Here is a 17174-nt window from a genome sequence, read left to right on the forward strand (position 1 = left end):
AGGTGCGACCGGCGGCGGAGGACGCAGCCACCAACCGAGCCCCACGGCACCGATGAGCAGCGCGGCGGCGCCTGCGATGGGGAGCACGCGTGACTTCGCCGGGCTCGCGGCGGGGACCGGCATTCCCGGCTGACCCGACATGCTCACCGGGGCGAGCGGCTGGCCCTGGGGGCCCACGGCTCCAGAGAGGCTGCCTGGCACCACCTGCTGGCCACCATGGCTTCCCGGGACGACCTGCTGACCGCCGATGCTGCCGGGCGCGACGTGCTGGCCGTAACCCTGCGGCATCTGTTGGCCGCCCATGCTGCCCGGCATCTGCGCGGGGACGCCGGACGCCGGCAGGGCCACTCCAGAACTCCCCATGCCGCTTCCGGGCGCCTGCGTGGCACCAAAGCCCATCGTGCCGCCCGCCACCTGCGGCTGCTGTCCGAACGGGACCGTGCCGCTCGCCCGTGGCGCCATCGTCGCGTCGAAGCCGATGTCATCCGACGCCGTCAACGCATCCGCCCCAAAGCGGCCCGTCCCCGGCCCCTTGTTCGACGGCGCCAGCGTGGCGCCCGTCCCGTCGTCGTCGCTCGGCGCCACGGAGGGGAGGGCGACTCCAGAGGGACGCTTCGTGCGCCCGAAGGTCCGGGCTTCGATCTGCTCCGCCGTCTCCGGCAGCGACTGGAGCTGCGTCCCCGTGAGCTCCGCGATGAACGACGCGACGTCCGGATGGCGGTGGTCCGGGTTCTTCTCCAGCGCCCGCGCCACCGCCTTCGCGACGTTCGGCGGCAGGTCCGGCATCAGCGTGACCAGCGACACCGGCGGCTCGTGCACCACGCGGTAGATGATCTGCGCCAGCGACCCGCCACCGAAGGGCGTCATCCCGGAGATCATCTCGAACACGATGCCGCCCAGCGCGAACAGGTCCGTCCGCGCGTCGATGCGGCTGTTCTGCCCCTGAGCCTGCTCCGGCGACATGTACTGCGGCGTGCCGATGAGCACCGCCTCTTGCGTCTGCAGCGTCTCCGACGACATGACCTTGGAGATGCCGAAGTCGAGCAGCTTCACCCGCTCGCCCACCACGCCGCCGGAGTCCGTGGGCACCAGGAAGATGTTCGCGGGCTTCAGGTCGCGGTGCACGACACCCGCGCGGTGCGCCGTCTGCAGCGCGGCCCCCATCTGCAGTGTGAAGGAGAACACCTCCTCCAACGACAGCCGCCCGCGCCGCAGCCGGTCCGCGAGGCTCTCGCCGCGCAGATACTCCAGCACCAGGAACGGACTGCCGTCCTCCAGCGTGTCGAAGTCCAGCACCTCCACGATGTTCGGATGCCCCAGCCGCGAGGCGATCTCCGCCTCGCGCCGGAAGCGCACGTGGAGGTCCGGCCCGATGTGGTCACCCACCCGCAGCACCTTCACCGCGACCTGCTTGCCCGGAAGCCGCAGGTGCTGGGCCAGGAACACCGAACCCATGCCGCCCCGCCCCAACACGGAGACGACTTTGTAGGTATTCCGGAGGACCGAATCGATGTGCAGCTCACCGTCTGCCGAGCGCGTCATGGAAGAGGCGTGTCCTGATGACAAAGGGGTGCCAAGCACCACCGTGAAACAAGGCGCCACGCTACCACGCCCCATCCGCCAGGGAACGCGCCCAACCCCCCGCCGCCATACCCCGGACAGTCGAACGCCCGGACCCTCGTGAGAGGACCCGGGCGTCATGAACTTCATTCCTGCCTACCCGGAAGCCGCGCGGCGCTCACCGCCGCGCCTTCCCCGGGAAGAGGGGCTCAGCCCCACTTCGACATCGTGCGCCGGGGCGGAGGCGAGCTCGGCCCCGCGGCAGGCGAAGCCACCGCCGGACGGGCCTGCTGCGGACGGCCCTGGCCACCACTGCGCGGCGCCTGGGCATTCCCGCCACCACTGGCCTGACGCGACTGGCCACCGTTCGGACGGCCCTGACCGCCGCCGCCACCGCCGGAGGCCGCGCAGTTGCCGCCGCCACCGCCGTTGGTCAGGTTGCCTCGCCCGGTGGAGAGGCCACTCCGGGACACCGTGCCCGCCACGCCCTCGCCTCGCTCAGAGCCGCCCTTGCCCTGCTCCAGCTCCAGCCCGGTGCAGCCGGCCAGGCCCGCGACGTCGGTCCGGAAGACGCCGCCCAGGTAGCCCAGGCCATCCGCGTCGATGCGGCCTTCGTTGACCACCTTCCCACTCACCAGCATCGCGAGGATGCCGCCGGACTTGCCGTTCCACGGCGACACGGTGAGCCGCGCCCCCGCCTCGATGACGACGTCGGAGTACTCGGCCACGCGCACCACCTGGGCGCGTCCCGCCGTGTAGGCGTAGCGCAGCGGCGCGGTCAGCAAGAGGGTGGCGGGCGTGGAGGCCGTCACCACCAGCACCCGCGCCATTTCCCAGCGCCCCAACGGGACCGCCCCCGTCAGGGACACGCCCTTCGCGTTGCCCACATCGGGCAAGGGCGACAGACCGGTGCTCTCGTGGATCAGCACCAGATCGCCACCGGAGAAATCCGAACTGAACACCACCAGCTCGTCGCCCCCCGCCGCGACATCCTTCCCCAGGGGGCCACCCACGCTCAGGGCGAGGCCCTTTCCCGCGGTGAGGTTGAGCACGCCGTCGCGTCCGGTGCCCAGGCCAAAGGAATCCGGCTCCGCGCGAGCAACCTGCGCCAGGAGCAATCCAACGATGAGAGCCAGCGTGATGCGCATGCCCCCATGGTGCCCCACCGGGCGTCCGGGGTCGAGGGAGGCCCAGCCGCCTCAGCGCGACGGAACCAGGTCCTGGAGCCCTCGCGCGTTGACGGGCGCGAAGAAGGGCTGCCGCAGGAGCCGCCCCAGGGCGCGGCGCTCGACGCAGAGCAGTTGGAGCGAGTCCTCCCACTCCCCCAGCACGGCCACCGCGCGCACGTCGGCCGCGTCGCGGTACAGGTCGTTGAGGTTGTGCACGAGCGCGGACACGTCCTCCACCTCCCAGCGCTCCGTGACGTCGCCCGCCGCGACGTGCAGCTCCAGCGCGGGGCGCTCGCGCACGTCCACGACCTTGAGCTTCCTGGCCGCGCCGCCCATGGCCGCGGTGAGCGGGCCCACCAGCTCATCCGGCCGGACGCCATACCCCACGGTGAGCCCACCTACGAGCAGGCCCGCTTCGCACAGCCGCAACAGCGACACGTGGGGAGGCTCGCCCTTCGGCAGCAGCCCGGAAGCGGCGGCGGAATCCTTGAGCAGCCGCTCGCGGTCGAGCGCATCCAGCAGGGAGGCCATGGCCGGGGCACCCTATCAGGGCTCCTCGCCCTCCCAGTAATCCACCTGCGCGTCCAGGGGCAGATACGCCATCAGCGTGCGCGACGCCTTGTCGCCTCCGGGCGCGGCGCCCGCGAAGACGCCCACCTTCTTCGAGTCCGGGTACACGAGCACGTCCGGCGCCTCCATGGTGGAGAAGCACAGGTAGCGCAGCGGCTCCGGGCCGTCGTTGATGAGCTGGTGCGCGCACTCCGCGCCCTGCGGCAGCGCGACGTAGTCCCCTTCGCGCACGGGCAGCGTCTGTGTCCCCAGCCGCAGCGAGCCCGTGCCGGACAGGACGTAGACGGCCTCTTCATTGCCCAGGTGGTAGTGCAGCGGCCACGAGCGGCGGCCCGGCGGGAGCTCCACCAGGCTGCACCCGAGCTTGCGCCCGTGCGCGGCGGCGCCCAGCTGTTTGCGCTTGAGCGCCACGCGGCTGCCGTGGGCGAGCTCGGTCCAGGGAACGTCTTCGGCGTGGATGAGGTGGGGCGAGGCCACGGTGGACTCCTGTTTCACGGGCGCTCCGCGACGAGCGCGAACACGCGGTGGGGAACGGACATCGGCTCCCGCGGGTAGCGCGCGGCGAGGAGCGCGGCCAGCGCGGCGTCGAAGCGGGCCACCTGCTCGGGAGCGAGCATGGCGCCAATCCGCGCGTTGGCGCGCATCCGTCCGCGCCACGCTTCATGCGTGTAGGGCGTGAGCGTGTCGAAGGTGAAGGACGTCAGGGACTGGAAGCCGGCCACGCCCACGTCGCGGAACCACTGCGGGTAGATGCCCACGCCCTGGCCGAAGTGATCCACGGCCAGTTGGACGCGGGGGCTGAACTCCTCCACCAGGGCCTCGGTGGCCTCCAGCAGGTTGCCGGGCAGGGCCGTCCAGTCGAAGTGGCAGAGGATGAGCTTCCCGCCGGGCTTGAGCAGGCGGAAGATTTCGCGAGCGGCGGCGGCGCGGTCGAACCAGTGCCAGCACTGGCCCGCGAACACGCGGTCGAAGGACCCCGAAGGCAGGCCGGTGTTCTCCGCGGGCGCCTCACCAAACTGGAGGGAGAGTCCCTCGTCGCGAGCAAGTCGTGCCGCGGCCTCCAGCTGTGGCGCGGACACGTCCAGCGCGGTGACGTCGCAGCCGCGCCGGGCCAGGTTGCGCGCGACGGTGCCGGTGCCGGTGCCCAGGTCGAGCACCCGCAGGCCGGACGTGAGCACACCGTCCTGTTCGAGCCGTGTGTAGAAGGCATCCGGGAAGCCTGCCCGGTGCTTCGCGTAGTCCAACGACGTGCGTCCGAAATCCACGTTCATGGTCGCTCTCCCCGCCAGGAATGGCCTCACCATGGGCGGCTCAGCTCGACAGGATGGTCCAGTCGAGTCGAGACTCCGCACCTGGGAGGCACGTGAAACATGGTGCGTCGTGCAGGGGGACGTTCTCAATCTCGATTCGACCATCCAGTTGAGGAGGAGCTGCTGCGCGCGGAGGAGGCGGCGGCCCTGTTGGGGGTGAAGCGGGCGACGCTCTACACGTACGTGAGCCGGGGGCTCGTGCGGTGCGTGCCGGAGAAGGGCACGAAGGAGAACCGCTACCTGCGCGCGGACGTGGAGCGGCTGAAGACACGCCACGACGCCCGCGCGGGCCACGCGGCGGTGGCGTCCGGAGCGCTGCGCTGGGGCGAGCCCGTCATCGACTCGTCGGTGTCGCGCATCAGCGAAGAGGGGCTCTCGTACCGGGGCCGCGACGCGGTGGAGCTGGCCACGCAAGGCCACCGCTTCGAGGACGTGGCGGAGCTGCTGTGGACCGGGCACCTGCCGCTGGAGTCCACGGCGTGGCCCGCGCCGGAAGCGCCGCCATCGTCCCTCACGCCCACAGCGCTCGCGGCCATGCTCCCGCGAGACACTCCTCCCCTCTCAGCCCTGGCCGCGCTGGTGCCGCTCCTCGCCGCGAGCGACGCGGGCCGCTTCGCCGCGCCCGTGGAACAGGACATGCTCCGCGCGCGACGGCTCATCCGTCACCTGGGCGCGTGGGTCTGCGTGGCCCAGGCCCCCGGCCGCGTGTCGCGCGCATGGAAGGAACCCACGGTGGCCGCGTCACTCGCCACGGCCTGGGACGCGAAGCCCAAGCGGACCGCGGAGCTGATCAACCTGGCGCTGGTGCTCTGCGCGGACCACGAGCTGAACACCTCCACCTTCGCGGCCCGCGTGACGGCCTCCTCCGGCGCGGACCTGTACGCGTGCATCAGCGCGGCGCTCGCGGCCATCTCCGGCCACCGTCACGGCGGCGCCTGCGACCGCGTGGAGGCGCTCATCGCGGAGGTCGGCCGTCCCGAGCGCGCCGCGCAGGTCGTCCACGGCCGCCTGCGCCGGGGCGAGGCCGTGACGGGCTTCGGCCACCGCCTCTACCTGAAGGGCGACCCGCGCACGCCGCCCCTCGTCGATGCCGCGTTGAGCGTGAAGCCCGAAGCCCCCAAGGTCCGCGTGGCCCGCGCCGTCATGGACACCATGCGGGACGCCGGCCATCCCCCGCCGTCGCTGGACTGGGGGCTGGTGATGCTCGCGGACGCACTGGGCCTGCCCTCTGGCGCCGCCACCGTGCTGTTCAGCCTGGGCCGCACCGCGGGCTGGGTCGCCCACGTCCTGGAGCAGCGTGAACAGGGCCACCTGCTCCGCCCCCGCGCCCGCTACGTGGAGGCCCCCGCCCGGTAGCACCCTGAAACATCACGCGCGGCTGTCACCTGGCGTGCACGCCGCGCGGCTTTCCGTTTGGCGCTCCGGGCTCCCGTGCACACACTGGGAGCCCCGTGAGCACCTCCCGTCCGACCCTGCCCTATCCCGCCCTGATGTTGCTCGGCAACGTGGCCTTCATCGCCTCGTGGATCGTCATCCTCAAGCGCCCCGAGGGCTGGCAGTTCGTCGGCCCCGTCCTCCTCGCCCTCTTCCTGGCCCTGCGCGTGGGCGGCGTGTGGAGGTACGCCCTGAACCACCCGGACCCCGCCGGGCGCACCAGGCGCTCCGCCATCCTCTCCACCGTGCTGGCCGTGCTCGCCGTGGGCCTGTGGGGCTACACGTGGCTGAGCGGCCCCCGCTAGCAAACGAAACGGGCGCCCCTTCCGTGAGTGGAAGGCAGCGCCCGTCGTCACTTCCAACCGCGGAAGCAGTCCCGCGTCAGACGTTGAAGCGGAAGTGCATGCAGTCGCCGTCCTGCACGACGTACTCCTTGCCTTCCACGCGCAGCAGGCCCTTCTCCTTCACGGCCGACTCGCTGCCCAGCTTCACCAGGTCCGTCCACGCGAAGACTTCCGCCTTGATGAAGCCGCGCTCGAAGTCGGAGTGGATGACGCCCGCCGCCTGCGGCGCCTTGAATCCCTTGTGGATGGTCCACGCGCGGCACTCCTGCTCGCCCACCGTGAAGTAGGTCCACAGGCCCAGGAGCTTGTAGCCCTCGCGCACGACCTTGTGCAGGCCCGGCTCCGTCAGGCCGGAGTCCGCCAGGAAGCTGGGGCGCTCCTCCTCCGGAAGCTGCTGGATTTCCGACTCCAGCGCCGCCGCCAGCACCACCACGCCCGCGCCCTCCTTCGCGGCCATCTCCCGCACCGCCTGCACGCGCGGGTCCGCGTCCTCCTTGCCAATCTGCTTCTCGCTGATGTTCGCCACGTACAGCACGGGCTTGTCCGTCAGCAGGAACAGGTCCTGGATGGCCGCCTTCTCTTCGTCGGTGAGCTTCTGCGCGCGCACCGTGATGCCTTCATCCAGCTTCGCCTTGATGCGCTCCAGGAGCGCGACCTCGGCCTTGGCCTCTTCGCCGGCCTTGCCGCCCACCTTGGTGTTCTTCAGCGAGCGCTCGCGGCGCTTCTCCACGGTCTCCAGGTCCTTGAGGCACAGCTCCGTGTCGACCACGTCCCGGTCCCGCACCGGGTTCACGCCTCCCTCGACGTGGGTGACGTTGTCGTCCTCGAAGCAGCGCAGCACGTGGAGCACCGCGTTCACCTGCCGGATGTTCCCCAGGAACTGGTTGCCCAGACCCTCGCCCTTGGACGCGCCGCGCACCAGGCCGGCGATGTCCACGAACTCCAGCGACGTGGGGATCTTCTTCAGCGGCTTCACGAGCGCCGACAGCTGGTCCAGGCGGTCGTCCGGCACCGGCACCACGCCCACGTTCGGCTCGATGGTGCAGAACGGATAGTTCGCCGCCTGCGCGCCCGCGGCGGACAGGGCGTTGAACAGGGTGGACTTGCCCACGTTGGGCAGACCGACGATGCCGATGGAGAGAGCCATGATGGATTCCTGGAACAGGCGGGCGCGGCGGAAGACTCCCGGCCTTTAGGCCGAGCGGCGGGTCGCCGTGGCGCTGGTGGCGCCGGGCAGGCCCTGCACGAACTGCTCGGCCAGCGCGCGGTGCTTGGCGTCGTCCATGCGCTCGTTGATGAGCTTGCCGGCCACTTCCATGGCCAGGTCCACGGCCATGGAGCGGACCTCCGCGATGGCCTTGGCCTTCTGGTCTTCAATCTCGCGGCGGGCGGACAGCTTCAGCTCCTCCGCCTCCTTGCGGCTCTTGGCCATCAGCTCGTCGCGGAACTTCTCCATGTCCGCCTGCACGCGGCGGGTGGTCTCCGCGGCCTCGCGGCGGGCCTCGGCGATGGCCGTCTTCTGGTCGGCGAGCAGCTTCTCCGCCTCGGCGCGCTCACGCTTGGCGCTCTCGATGGCGTTGGAGATCTGCTTCTCGCGCTCCTCGACGAGCGACAGGATGGGCCCCCACGCCTTCGCCCGCAGCACCAGCAGGACGATGACGAAGGTGACGATGGTCCAGAAGATGAGGCCCGGACGGACCTCCACGAAGCTGCTGGCGGCGAGGACAGAGGGCAGGAACATGGCGGGTCCCGGTGAAGCGAAAAGACAGAGGGAGGATGCGGGAGACTTCAGGTGAGACGGTACGGCGGGACTGCGAGCCGGAACGCCGGCGCCCCTTCTTCCCGAAGAGGACGCCGGCTCCCGGTGACACCAACGCCCTGACTAGACCTTGATGGCCAGCAGGATGCAGACGACCAGCGCGAACAGCGTGGCGCCTTCGATGAGCGCCGCGGCGATGATCATCGTGGTGCGGATGTCGCCGCCGGCGGCCGGCTGACGGCCCGTGGCGTCCATGGCGGCGGCGGCCAGCTTGCCGATGCCGAGGGCGGCGCCGATGATGGAGAGACCCGCGCCGATACCGGCGGCGAGGAACGCGAGAGCGATGTTGGTCATGGGAGCACGTCTTCTTTCGTGAGGCGGGACCCGCTTGTGGGGGGGTCGTGAAATCCCTTTAGGACTACCTCCGGCGGCCTTTCGAACCGCCGGGTCTTCAACCGGGGCGCGTGCGTCACACCGACGTGCGCCCCGTCAACTTGTCAGCCCAGGTGGTGGGCCTTGCCGTGGTCGTGGCTCGCGCCCGCCTCGTGGTGCTCATCGTGGTGGTGGCCCATGGCCACGCTCATGCCGATGAACAGCGCAGACAGCATGGTGAACACGTACGCCTGCACGAAGGCCACGAACAGCTCCAGCAGGTAGATGCCGAAGGCGAACGGCACGCTCACCAGGGCCACCGCGGGGTTGCGGAGCATGAAGATGAGGCCCAGCAGGAAGAAGATGACGATGTGGCCCGCCAGCATGTTGGCGAACAGACGGATGGTGAGCGCGAAGGGCTTGGTGAACAGGCCCAGGAACTCCACCGGAATCATGATGGGCCACAGCCAGGGGGCCACGCCGCCCGTCAGGTGCTTGAGGTAGCCACCGATACCCGCCGCGCGGATGCCCGCCGCCTGCGTGACGAAGAAGGTGCACAGCGCCAGGCCGCAGGTGACCGCGATGTTGCCCGTGGCGGTCGCCATCCAGGGGAACAGGCCCAGCAGGTTCATGAAGAGGATGAAGAAGAACGCGGTGAGCAGGTAGGGCACGTAGCGGGGGCCCTCCTCCTTGCCGATGTTCTTGATGGCCAGCTCGTCGCGCACGAACAGCACGAGCATCTCGAAGAGGTTCGCCCCGGCGCCGCGCGGCACGAGCTTCGTCTTGTCGCGGTTGCTCCACACCAGGAGGGAGCCGATGAGCAGCAGCGCCGCCAGCCACATCATCACCGTGTGCTTGGTGATGGAGAGGTCCAGGCAGCCGGCGCCCAGGCCCGGGTAGACCTCGCCATGGCCGCCGCCGTGCGGGTCGGCCACCGGCGTGCAGGCGCCATCCTTCAGCGGGATGAGGATCTGCGGCAGGTGGATGGCGATGTGGTTGTGGCTGAGCGGGATCTCGAACTCGTACTCGTTCGAGTCGGACACGTGGTGGAGGATGTAGCCGGCGACGTCCTCGCCGTCGGCGTCCTTGTCCTCGTTCGGGTAACCGTGCTCGCCGGCCGGGTCGGAGGCCCACACGGCGCCCGCGAACAGACAGGCGAACAGCACCATTGCCTTGCGCATCACTCGTCTCCGCCCGCCGTGTCTTTCGACGCGGCCATCACATAGCTGACTTCAATCCACTGCAGCGCGAAGTAGACGCCGAAGAAGCCGCCCACGAACGCGATCGCGCTCAAATTCCGGGACACCACCCACGCCAGCCCAATCCCCACGCCCACGCCCCTGAGGGCGAAGACCACACCGACCACCTTCAACGCCGCCTTCAAATCCGCCTGCAACGACGCGCGCCGCTTCAGCACCAGCGCCAGCACACCCGTCACCGCCGCGATGCCCACGCCCAGGAGCGCGGACACTCGGTCCTCCGTCACCTTCGGCAGCGCCGCCGCCACCGCCGCGCCCACGCCCATCACCGCCGCCGCCAGCCCCGCGTGCGTCCAGAACGGGTCCCGCTTCGGCTGTCCGCCCGTCCCCATCACTTGCGCTTCCCCAGCCGCGCCATCGCGTGAAGGAAGCTGTAGAACCCCACGCCAATCCCCACCAGGCTCAAGCCCAGGAGCAGCCAGGGCGCGGTCCCCAGCCACTTGTCCAGGAAGTAGCCTCCCAGGACCCCCACCACCGCCCCGCCCACCAGCTTCCAGACCGCGGAGATGTACGGCTCCGCCGCCCGCATCTGCCGGGCCGTCTCGCCCAGCTCACTGCCCGGTTCATCCGCCTGCTTCCGAGGCTCCTGGTCTGCCATGCGGACGCCTCACCAAACCCCGGAAAAGTCTTGGGTTTCCTTCACCAACCCCGACCCCGCCCATACACGCGCGCGGCGCCGCTTAGCACCGAATGAGCGGCGCGTGCAACCGGTACGGGGGCGCGGGACGCCCCACCGCCAGCAGCGGTTGCGGCACCCGCAAGCGCAGCTACCACGGCGCCGGGGCCATGGGGGTGGTTTCTCCTCTGAAAGAGGGGCTCGAAGGAGCAGGCGTCCCGGGGGGCGCCCGGTGGATCAGCGGCGGCCAGGCCCCAGGGGGGTGACGGGCGGCCGGGCGGAGCGCCCTCCGTCTCTCAGCACCGGGCCCGCGGCATCGCCAGCTTGGCGGGGGTCACGTTGGCCGTTCATGCCCAAGGAGTCACGCATGCCGAAGCCGCTCGAGCTCACCTCTCCGAAGTTCAAGGACGGGACGCCCATCCCCATCGCCTACACCGGCGAGGGCGACGACAAGGCGCCTCCCCTCCACTGGGAGAACCTCCCCGCCGGGGCCAAGAGCCTGGCGCTCATCGTGGAGGACCCGGACGCGCCGGACCCGGCGAACCCCCAGCGCACCTTCTGCCACTGGGTCCTCTATAACCTCCCGGTCAACGCCCAGAACATCCCGGACGGGGCCACCCTGGACGTGCTGCCCGACGGGGTGAAGCTGGGGCGCAACGACTTCGGGCGGCAGGACTACGGCGGCCCCATGCCGCCCATCGGGAGCCACCGGTACTTCTTCAAGCTGTACGCCCTGGACACGGTGCTGCCGGACCTGAACCAGCCCACCCGCACGGAGCTGCTCAAGGCGATGGAGGGCCACATCGTGGGGGAGACGCAGCTCATGGGCACCTACGAGAAGACGCACCACCGCAAGCACTGAAGGCGCACGGGGCACCTCAAGGTGACGGCAGCTCGCGCGACATCACGGCGGGCAGGTGGGGCACCTTGAGGTACTCCACGCGCGTGGGCTTTGGCTCCACCGGGGGCCAGCCCGGCGCGTCCAGCGCGGCGAGCAGCGTGAGCACCGGGTAGTCAAAGGACTCCACGCGCGGGCCTGACGCCGGCATCGGGGCAAGCCCCCACGCGAGCGACAGGCGCAGCCGTTCGCACCGAGCGAGCTGGGGCACGTAGGCGGGCAGCCGCTGGAGGAGCTTCGCGTGCGGGGCGTGCTCGCCCGCCTCCAGGAAGTGGCAGTACGCGATGGCCTCCTCGCGGTTGAGCACCTCAGGCAACACGTCCTGAAGGAAGCGCGCTCGCAGCGGCCCCAGCTCCGGCCGCTTCGCTTCGTCCACCCAAGGGAGCTGTTCGCGCACGCGCTCGGTGCGGTGGAAGTCCATCATCCGGCCGGCGCGCTCCACCACCACCGGATCCACCCGCTGGAGCGCCTCCGCGTCCACCGCCGTCAGGCCCAGCGGGGCCAGGACTCCAGAGGCATCGCGGCGCCACGCTTCACGGAAGCGAGGATCCACGTGCAGCCGCGCCAGGACTTCCAATGTTCGTGGGTAGCTCATGCCGCACTCGCGCCGCAGCGCTGGAGGATGGCTCGCGCGCGGGCCAATTCCTCCACCAGCCGCGCGAACGGAGGAAAGCCGCTGTCCATCTCGAAGTTCACCCCGCGCACCGGGCTGCGGGGCGCGACGTATTCCAACAAGCGCCACACCTCCTCCGGCGACGGCGCGGAGTGGCTGTCCAATCTCAACCCCTCCATCGTGACGCCGCCCGCCAGGTGCACCTGCACCACGCGCTCCAAAGGCAGACGGTCCAGGAAGGCATACGGGTCGAACCCGTGGTTGACCGCGTTGCAATAGAGGTTGTGCAAATCCAGCAGCAGTCCGCAGTCCGCGCCCTCCACCACGCGGCGCAGGAACTCCGCCTCATCCAACGTGTTGAGCGGCGTGTGGAAGAGATACGCGATGTTCTCCACCACGAAGGGCACGTCCAGGTCCGCTCGCGCCGCCTTCACGTTGCGCACGCACGTGGCCACCGCCTCCTCCGTCAGCGGCACCGGCGTCAGCGCGCGCAGGGGCAGGTTCCCCACGCGCGTGAAGCACAGGTGGTCTCCATGCCAGACGCTCCGGGTGAGCTGGCGGATGCGCTTCAAGCCGTCCCGGTAGCCGGGCGCGTCCACGCCGTCCGAGCCCACCGACAGCTCCAGGCTGTGGCCCACCAGCGGATAGCGCTTCGCGAGCAATTCCAGCCGCCGCTCCGAGTCCGGCGTGAGCGGCAGGAAGTGCTCGGGCGTCACCTCCAGCCAGTCCACGCCCGGGTTGCCACGCGCCAGGTGGGGATTGAGGTCCCAGCGATAGCTGAGCCCCACGCCCAGGAAGGGGAGGCCCATGGCTTCAGCCCTTGCGCCGCGCCATCACCTGGAAGTGCTGTCCCAGGACGGCGAAGCCCTCGTGCGCCAGCTTCTCCTGCAACGCCAATATCTCCTCGCGAGCGCCCCACGCGTCCCACGGCTTCTCCGCGGTGCCGCCCTGCGCGGCCGACATCGCCTTGAGCATGTCGAAGAACATCACCGGCTTGCCGAAGATCTCGAGCAGCTCCGCGCCCGCGTCCGCCACCGCGCGCTCCAGCTCGCGCACCGTGAAGGCGTGCACCGGCAGGCCGTACGGGCACGTCGTGCGGCCGTCGTGGAGCGCGCGGAAGGCCTCCTGCGGCTTGCCCATCTTGAGGTAGCCGGAGAACGCCTCGTAGCGGTTGTCCACGCCCAGCACCACCGGCGCGCCCGGCTTCGCCACGCGCACCAGCTCCTTCACCGCGCGCGGGTACGCGTCCAGGCAGTACGACACCGGGTCGCCTTCACAGAAGACCAGGTCGAAGGCCGCGTCCGGCAGCTCCAGCGCCGCGACGTTCCCCTCCACGAAGGCCACGCGGTCCAGCAGGCCCTTCGCGGCGAACTGGGCCCTGGCGCCGTCCAGCATGCCCGGCGAGATGTCCAGCACGGTGACGTGGTGCCCGGCTTCCGCGAAGCGCGTGCCGAACTTGCCGCCCCCGCCGCCCGCGTCCAGCACGCGCCAGGCCGTGCCGTCCTTCGGCAGGAGCGCCTCCACCGGCTTCCAGGTGAGGTGCTCGTACGTCAGCCAGAACAGCTTGATGGCCGTGGCGTCCGGCGCTCCCTGGTCGTACTTCGGGGACACCTCGTCGTAGCGGCGCTTGAGGCTCTGCGGGTCGGCGGAGGTCATGCGAATGGCCCTTGGGACAGGTCAGTAGTTGAAGGAGATTTTCGAGAGGATCCGCCGCTCCTGGGAGCCGCCGAAGGGCTGATCCGTGTAGACGAGGAAGATGTCGCTCCACTGGCGGTAGTGCCACCCCACCATCGCGTCCAGGAACGTGCCCTTCACAGAGTTGTAGTCCGCCAGCTCGTACACGCCGCCCTTCTGCAGCGTCAGGCGCGCGTAGAGGTCCGGGCTGAAGTGGTAGCGCAGCTGCGCGTAGCCGGAGAAGCTGTAGCCGTCCCCGGACGTGCCGTAGAGGTCGCTGTTCGTCGGCACGTTGAAGTTGCGCGTGTAGAAGCCGCTGAAGCGCGCGACGATGTGCGGCCCCACCTTCATGTTCACCGCGCCGTTGAAGCCGCGGATCTCCCCGCCCAGGAAGCGGCCGGCGACGGCCGTCAGCGTGTAGCTCTGCCAGTCGTGCGGGAACAGGGTGAAGCCGAACGTGCCCAGCCGGTCCCGGAAGCCCAGGTTGTCGTCGTAGATGCCCTCCAGGTAGAGCGCGAAGTCGTGGTGCAGGTAGGGCTGCACGTTGAGGCGGTTGCGCCAGCGCGTGCGCTCCCCCTCGTGGTTGCGGCGCCACAGCGAGTCCCACGTCACGTCCAGCCGGGGCAGGAAGCGCCACCCGGGGAACGGGTTCAGGAACAGGCGCGAGTTGTAGCCCTGCTTGTCCACCACCGGCGTCCAGCCCAGCGGGTTCGCGTAGTTCTTCCCGATGTCCTCGAACTGCAACCAGAACTCCGACAGCGTGTCGAAGCGGTGCAGGCCCACGTGGTACGCGTCCGAGTCCTCGTTGCCCAGCGGGCTCCAGCTCTTCAGCGCCTGCGCCTGGATGAAGAACTCCTCGAAGAGGTGGAAGTTGCCGTCCACGCCCACCGTCTGGAAGTCCGAGTCCCCGAACAGCCCGCCCCGCCCGCTGCGGTTGAGCGCCACCAGGGCGATCATCGACCGCTTGCCGATGTCCTGCTGCAAGCGAATCACGCCGGAGTTGACGTTCTCGAAGATCTCGCGGCCATTGGCGTCCCGGCCGGTGGAGTCGCGGTGCTGCACGTCCAGCAGCGAGAAGCTCAGGCCGCTCACCTTGCCGGTGAGCTGCATGCCGCCCCACACCCGGTCATGCGGCCTCAGCGCGATGCGGCGCGAGGTGAAGACGTTGATGGGCGCGATGAAGAGGTGCTCGCTCTCCGTGAAGAACGCGCGGCGCTCCGGCAGCAGCGGCTGGTCCGTGTCCAGCAGCAGGAAGCTCTGGTCCGCCTCCGCGTCGCTGAAGTCCGGGTTGGCGGTGAGCTTCAGCGACAGCCAGGGCGTCGGGTCGATGCGCGCGTCCGCGCCCACGTTGGGACGGAAGGTGCCCCGGTCGTCCGTCGTCTTCAGCGCCACCGTGGTGGCCACGTACGGGGTGATGCTGAAGATGGAGCGCGGCTTGATGCCCTTGAGCCCCTCCAGGTGCGGGTAGCGGCTCACCTTCGCGCTGTTGACGCCGTCCGGCGTCCAGTTGCTCCACTCCTGGTTGCGCGACTGTTCGCGGTCCAGGAGCATGCCGAAGGAGATTTCATCCTTCGTCTCGAACTGGAAGTTGGCGAACGGGATGCGCACCTCCGAAATCCACCCGTCCTTCACGATGGTGGACTTCGTCTCCCACTCCCCGCGCCAGTTGGTGGAGAACGCCTCGCCGTCATCCACGATGCGCCCGTCGGTGCGCACGCCCAGCGGGTTGGTCCAGAAGTAGTACGCGTTCCGGTGGTCCAGGAACGTGTCCAGGATGATGGTGATGTTGTCCTCCTGGTGGAGGAACCCCTCGTTCTGCACCGTGTAGCCGGTGATGCGCTCCGGCTTGGAGTCGATGCAGTGGAAGAGGAAGTACAGGTTGTCCTGGTCGTAGAGGATGCGGACCTTGGTGTCGTCCGGCGCGGGCTTGCCGTAGTTGACGCGCGTGAGGTACCAGCCGGCGATTTCCGGGGCCGCCTGCCACGCGGGCTCGTCCCCCTTGCCGTCGATGGTGATGGTGTCCTGCGTCCGCGTCGCGGTGACCTTGTACGTCGAATCAGCGTGTCCCAGCGTGGGCACCAGCGCGGCCAACAGCGCGGTGCCCCAGCGACACACGTGGCGAAGGGGACTCATCCAGGCTCCGAGGTGGGGGTGAGGGCGGCCACGGGGGCCGGTTCAGGAGTGGCGTGGGAAGACGCCTCGCGCACGCGCGACACACAGCCGAGCGCCAGCACGAGGGACACAGACGAGAGGAGGAACGTGCAGCCGATGCCGGCGGCTTGCGCGGTGAAGCCGTAGGTGACGGGCGCGAGCACGGAGGCCAGCGCGCCGCAGGCGCCCAGCGCGCCCATGAACCGGCCGCGCTCGGAGGGCGCCGGGGACTGCTCCACCACCAGCGCGGACGCGGAGGAGCGGTGCAGGCCGTCCGGGATGGCCAGCAGCACCCAGGCGGCCACCAGCGTCACCAACGCGGCGCCGGCCGGCAGCCATCCCGCGGCCCCCAGCACCGCGGCCATCACCGCCATGCCCGCGAGGCCCGGCACAATCATGCCCACGCGCCGGGACAGCCGGTCCGACAGCCGCCCGCCGAAGGGCTGCGCGAACGCGTACGTCAGCCACGACGCCGCCACCAGCGGGCCCACCGCCTCCCGGGGCGCGCCCAGCTCCACCGCGTACAGCGGCAGGTATGTGGGGAACAGCGCCAGCGCGAAGGTGAAGAAGAACTGCCAGAGGAACAGCGCCGCCGCGCCCGGCCGGTCCTTCACGTAGGTGAACGGCGACAGGAGCCCCCGGAACACCAAACCCCACCCCGCCCCGCCGCGCGTCGCTTCCGCATGCGACGGCCTCGCCGGTTCGTCCAGCCCCAGGAGCAGCAGGCTGCCCGCGAGGAACAGGCCCCCTGCCAGGAAGAAGGTGCCCGCCACCGACAGCGCGCGGATGACGGCGGAGGACGCGAACAGCGCCGCGACGAACACCAGGTTCGACGTGGCATCCAGCAGCGAGAAGAGCGTGGCGCGCTGCTTCGCGGGCGCGAAGTCCGCCACCATCGCGTTGGACACCGGCGCCGCGCTGCGCGACAGCAGCATCTTGAGGATCATCACGGCGGCGAGCGGCTGCGGGTCGTCCACCAGCGCCACCGCCGGCACCATCAACGACGTGACGAGCGACAGGCCCACCACGAAGGGCTTGCGCCCATGGCGGTCCGACAGCGCCCCCAGCACCGGCTGCACGAAGATGGGCAGCAGCGCCCCTGCCGTGTAGAGCGCGCCAATCTCCTGGAAGCCCAGCCCGCGCTCGCGCAGGTACAACGGCATCACCGGGTTGAGCAGGCCGGAGGCCGCCATGCCCAAGAGCCCCGAGCCCAGCATCACCCTGAGATTTCCCAGCCCCCGCGTCAGCCCGACCATCTCCCGGATGGCACCCACGCCCTGGCGGATCATCCCCCCACCCCTTCCCCGTCGGCACGGGGCTTCAGCCCCAGCACCGCCTCCACCGCCTTGGTGAGCGTGGGCACCGGCCGCACGTCCAGCGTCGTCAGGGGCCCCGCGTCGAACCCGCTGCCAGCCGGCACGAACACCGCCACACGCCCCTCCCCC

General features: G+C 70.2%; 19 protein-coding genes. 3 read left to right on the forward strand and 16 right to left on the reverse strand.

The features are described from left to right. The 5 genes from D7V80_RS33950 to D7V80_RS33970 all read right to left on the reverse strand — a co-directional run. On the reverse strand, window positions 1–1542 hold a 1542-nt coding region (locus tag D7V80_RS33950), incomplete at its 3' end, for a serine/threonine-protein kinase (RefSeq protein ID WP_147447297.1). Between the two features lie 227 nt (window positions 1543–1769). Further along, the gene (locus D7V80_RS42380) at window positions 1770–2708 is read right to left on the reverse strand and encodes a hypothetical protein (RefSeq protein ID WP_199738924.1); all 939 of its coding nucleotides are present in this window, start codon (window positions 2706–2708) and stop codon (window positions 1770–1772) included. Between the two features lie 51 nt (window positions 2709–2759). Continuing rightward, the gene (locus D7V80_RS33960; RefSeq protein WP_120592044.1) at window positions 2760–3260 is read right to left on the reverse strand and encodes a hypothetical protein; all 501 of its coding nucleotides are present in this window, start codon (window positions 3258–3260) and stop codon (window positions 2760–2762) included. 15 nt (window positions 3261–3275) lie between these two features. Continuing rightward, window positions 3276–3776: a cupin domain-containing protein gene (locus tag D7V80_RS33965; RefSeq protein ID WP_120592056.1), complete on the reverse strand. Its 501-nt coding sequence runs from the start codon at window positions 3774–3776 to the stop codon at window positions 3276–3278. Between the two features lie 14 nt (window positions 3777–3790). Continuing rightward, the gene (locus D7V80_RS33970) at window positions 3791–4570 is read right to left on the reverse strand and encodes a class I SAM-dependent methyltransferase (RefSeq protein ID WP_120592045.1); all 780 of its coding nucleotides are present in this window, start codon (window positions 4568–4570) and stop codon (window positions 3791–3793) included. 99 nt (window positions 4571–4669) lie between these two features. Here D7V80_RS33970 and D7V80_RS33975 point away from each other — a divergent pair, with 99 nt between their 5' ends. Continuing rightward, the gene (locus D7V80_RS33975; RefSeq protein ID WP_120592046.1) at window positions 4670–5965 is read left to right on the forward strand and encodes a citrate synthase; all 1296 of its coding nucleotides are present in this window, start codon (window positions 4670–4672) and stop codon (window positions 5963–5965) included. Window positions 5966–6060: 95 nt separating this feature from the next. Continuing rightward, on the forward strand, window positions 6061–6348 hold the full coding sequence (locus tag D7V80_RS33980; RefSeq protein WP_199738925.1) for a hypothetical protein: 288 nt from the start codon (window positions 6061–6063) through the stop codon (window positions 6346–6348). A gap of 76 nt (window positions 6349–6424) precedes the next feature. Here D7V80_RS33980 and ychF read toward each other — a convergent pair whose 3' ends face one another. From ychF to D7V80_RS34010, 6 genes are all read right to left on the reverse strand, one after another. Then, window positions 6425–7534, reverse strand: a complete 1110-nt coding sequence (ychF, locus tag D7V80_RS33985; RefSeq protein WP_120592047.1) for a redox-regulated ATPase YchF — start codon at window positions 7532–7534, stop codon at window positions 6425–6427. A 45-nt stretch (window positions 7535–7579) separates the two neighbouring features. Continuing rightward, window positions 7580–8128 (reverse strand): F0F1 ATP synthase subunit B, encoded by a 549-nt coding sequence (gene atpF / locus D7V80_RS33990; protein ID WP_014400381.1) that lies wholly within the window; start codon window positions 8126–8128, stop codon window positions 7580–7582. A gap of 141 nt (window positions 8129–8269) precedes the next feature. Then, window positions 8270–8500: an ATP synthase F0 subunit C gene (locus tag D7V80_RS33995; protein ID WP_014400382.1), complete on the reverse strand. Its 231-nt coding sequence runs from the start codon at window positions 8498–8500 to the stop codon at window positions 8270–8272. A gap of 143 nt (window positions 8501–8643) precedes the next feature. Beyond that, window positions 8644–9699, reverse strand: coding sequence for a F0F1 ATP synthase subunit A (gene atpB, locus D7V80_RS34000; protein WP_120592048.1), 1056 nt, complete (start codon window positions 9697–9699; stop codon window positions 8644–8646). After that, window positions 9699–10109, reverse strand: coding sequence for a hypothetical protein (locus tag D7V80_RS34005; RefSeq protein WP_120592049.1), 411 nt, complete (start codon window positions 10107–10109; stop codon window positions 9699–9701). The genes atpB and D7V80_RS34005 overlap by 1 nt, the downstream gene beginning before the upstream one ends. Next, a complete protein-coding gene (locus D7V80_RS34010; protein ID WP_120592050.1) occupies window positions 10109–10375 on the reverse strand; it encodes an AtpZ/AtpI family protein in 267 nt (88 codons plus the stop codon). The genes D7V80_RS34005 and D7V80_RS34010 overlap by 1 nt, the downstream gene beginning before the upstream one ends. 385 nt (window positions 10376–10760) lie before the next feature. Between D7V80_RS34010 and D7V80_RS34015 the strand changes: the two genes are divergently transcribed. Further along, entirely contained in the window at window positions 10761–11255 is a 495-nt protein-coding gene (locus tag D7V80_RS34015) for a YbhB/YbcL family Raf kinase inhibitor-like protein (protein WP_120592051.1), read from the forward strand. Window positions 11256–11271: 16 nt separating this feature from the next. Here the strand turns inward: D7V80_RS34015 and D7V80_RS34020 are convergent, their stop codons facing one another. From D7V80_RS34020 to D7V80_RS34040, 5 genes are read right to left on the reverse strand one after another with little or no spacing between them, the layout of a single operon-like run. Continuing rightward, complete coding sequence (locus tag D7V80_RS34020) at window positions 11272–11886, reverse strand: hypothetical protein (RefSeq protein WP_147447298.1); 615 nt, start codon at window positions 11884–11886, stop codon at window positions 11272–11274. Then, a complete protein-coding gene (locus D7V80_RS34025; RefSeq protein WP_014400388.1) occupies window positions 11883–12713 on the reverse strand; it encodes a DUF692 family multinuclear iron-containing protein in 831 nt (276 codons plus the stop codon). The genes D7V80_RS34020 and D7V80_RS34025 overlap by 4 nt, the downstream gene beginning before the upstream one ends. A 4-nt stretch (window positions 12714–12717) precedes the next feature. Beyond that, the gene (locus tag D7V80_RS34030) at window positions 12718–13560 is read right to left on the reverse strand and encodes a class I SAM-dependent methyltransferase (protein ID WP_120592053.1); all 843 of its coding nucleotides are present in this window, start codon (window positions 13558–13560) and stop codon (window positions 12718–12720) included. A 21-nt stretch (window positions 13561–13581) separates the two neighbouring features. Then, entirely contained in the window at window positions 13582–15711 is a 2130-nt protein-coding gene (locus tag D7V80_RS34035; RefSeq protein WP_120592054.1) for a carbohydrate binding family 9 domain-containing protein, read from the reverse strand. Beyond that, complete coding sequence (locus D7V80_RS34040; RefSeq protein WP_120592055.1) at window positions 15708–17018, reverse strand: MFS transporter; 1311 nt, start codon at window positions 17016–17018, stop codon at window positions 15708–15710. The genes D7V80_RS34035 and D7V80_RS34040 overlap by 4 nt, the downstream gene beginning before the upstream one ends. Between the last annotated feature and the right edge of the window lie 156 nt (window positions 17019–17174).

Source organism: Corallococcus sp. CA054B, from assembly GCF_003611625.1.
Classification (GTDB): domain Bacteria; phylum Myxococcota; class Myxococcia; order Myxococcales; family Myxococcaceae; genus Corallococcus; species Corallococcus coralloides.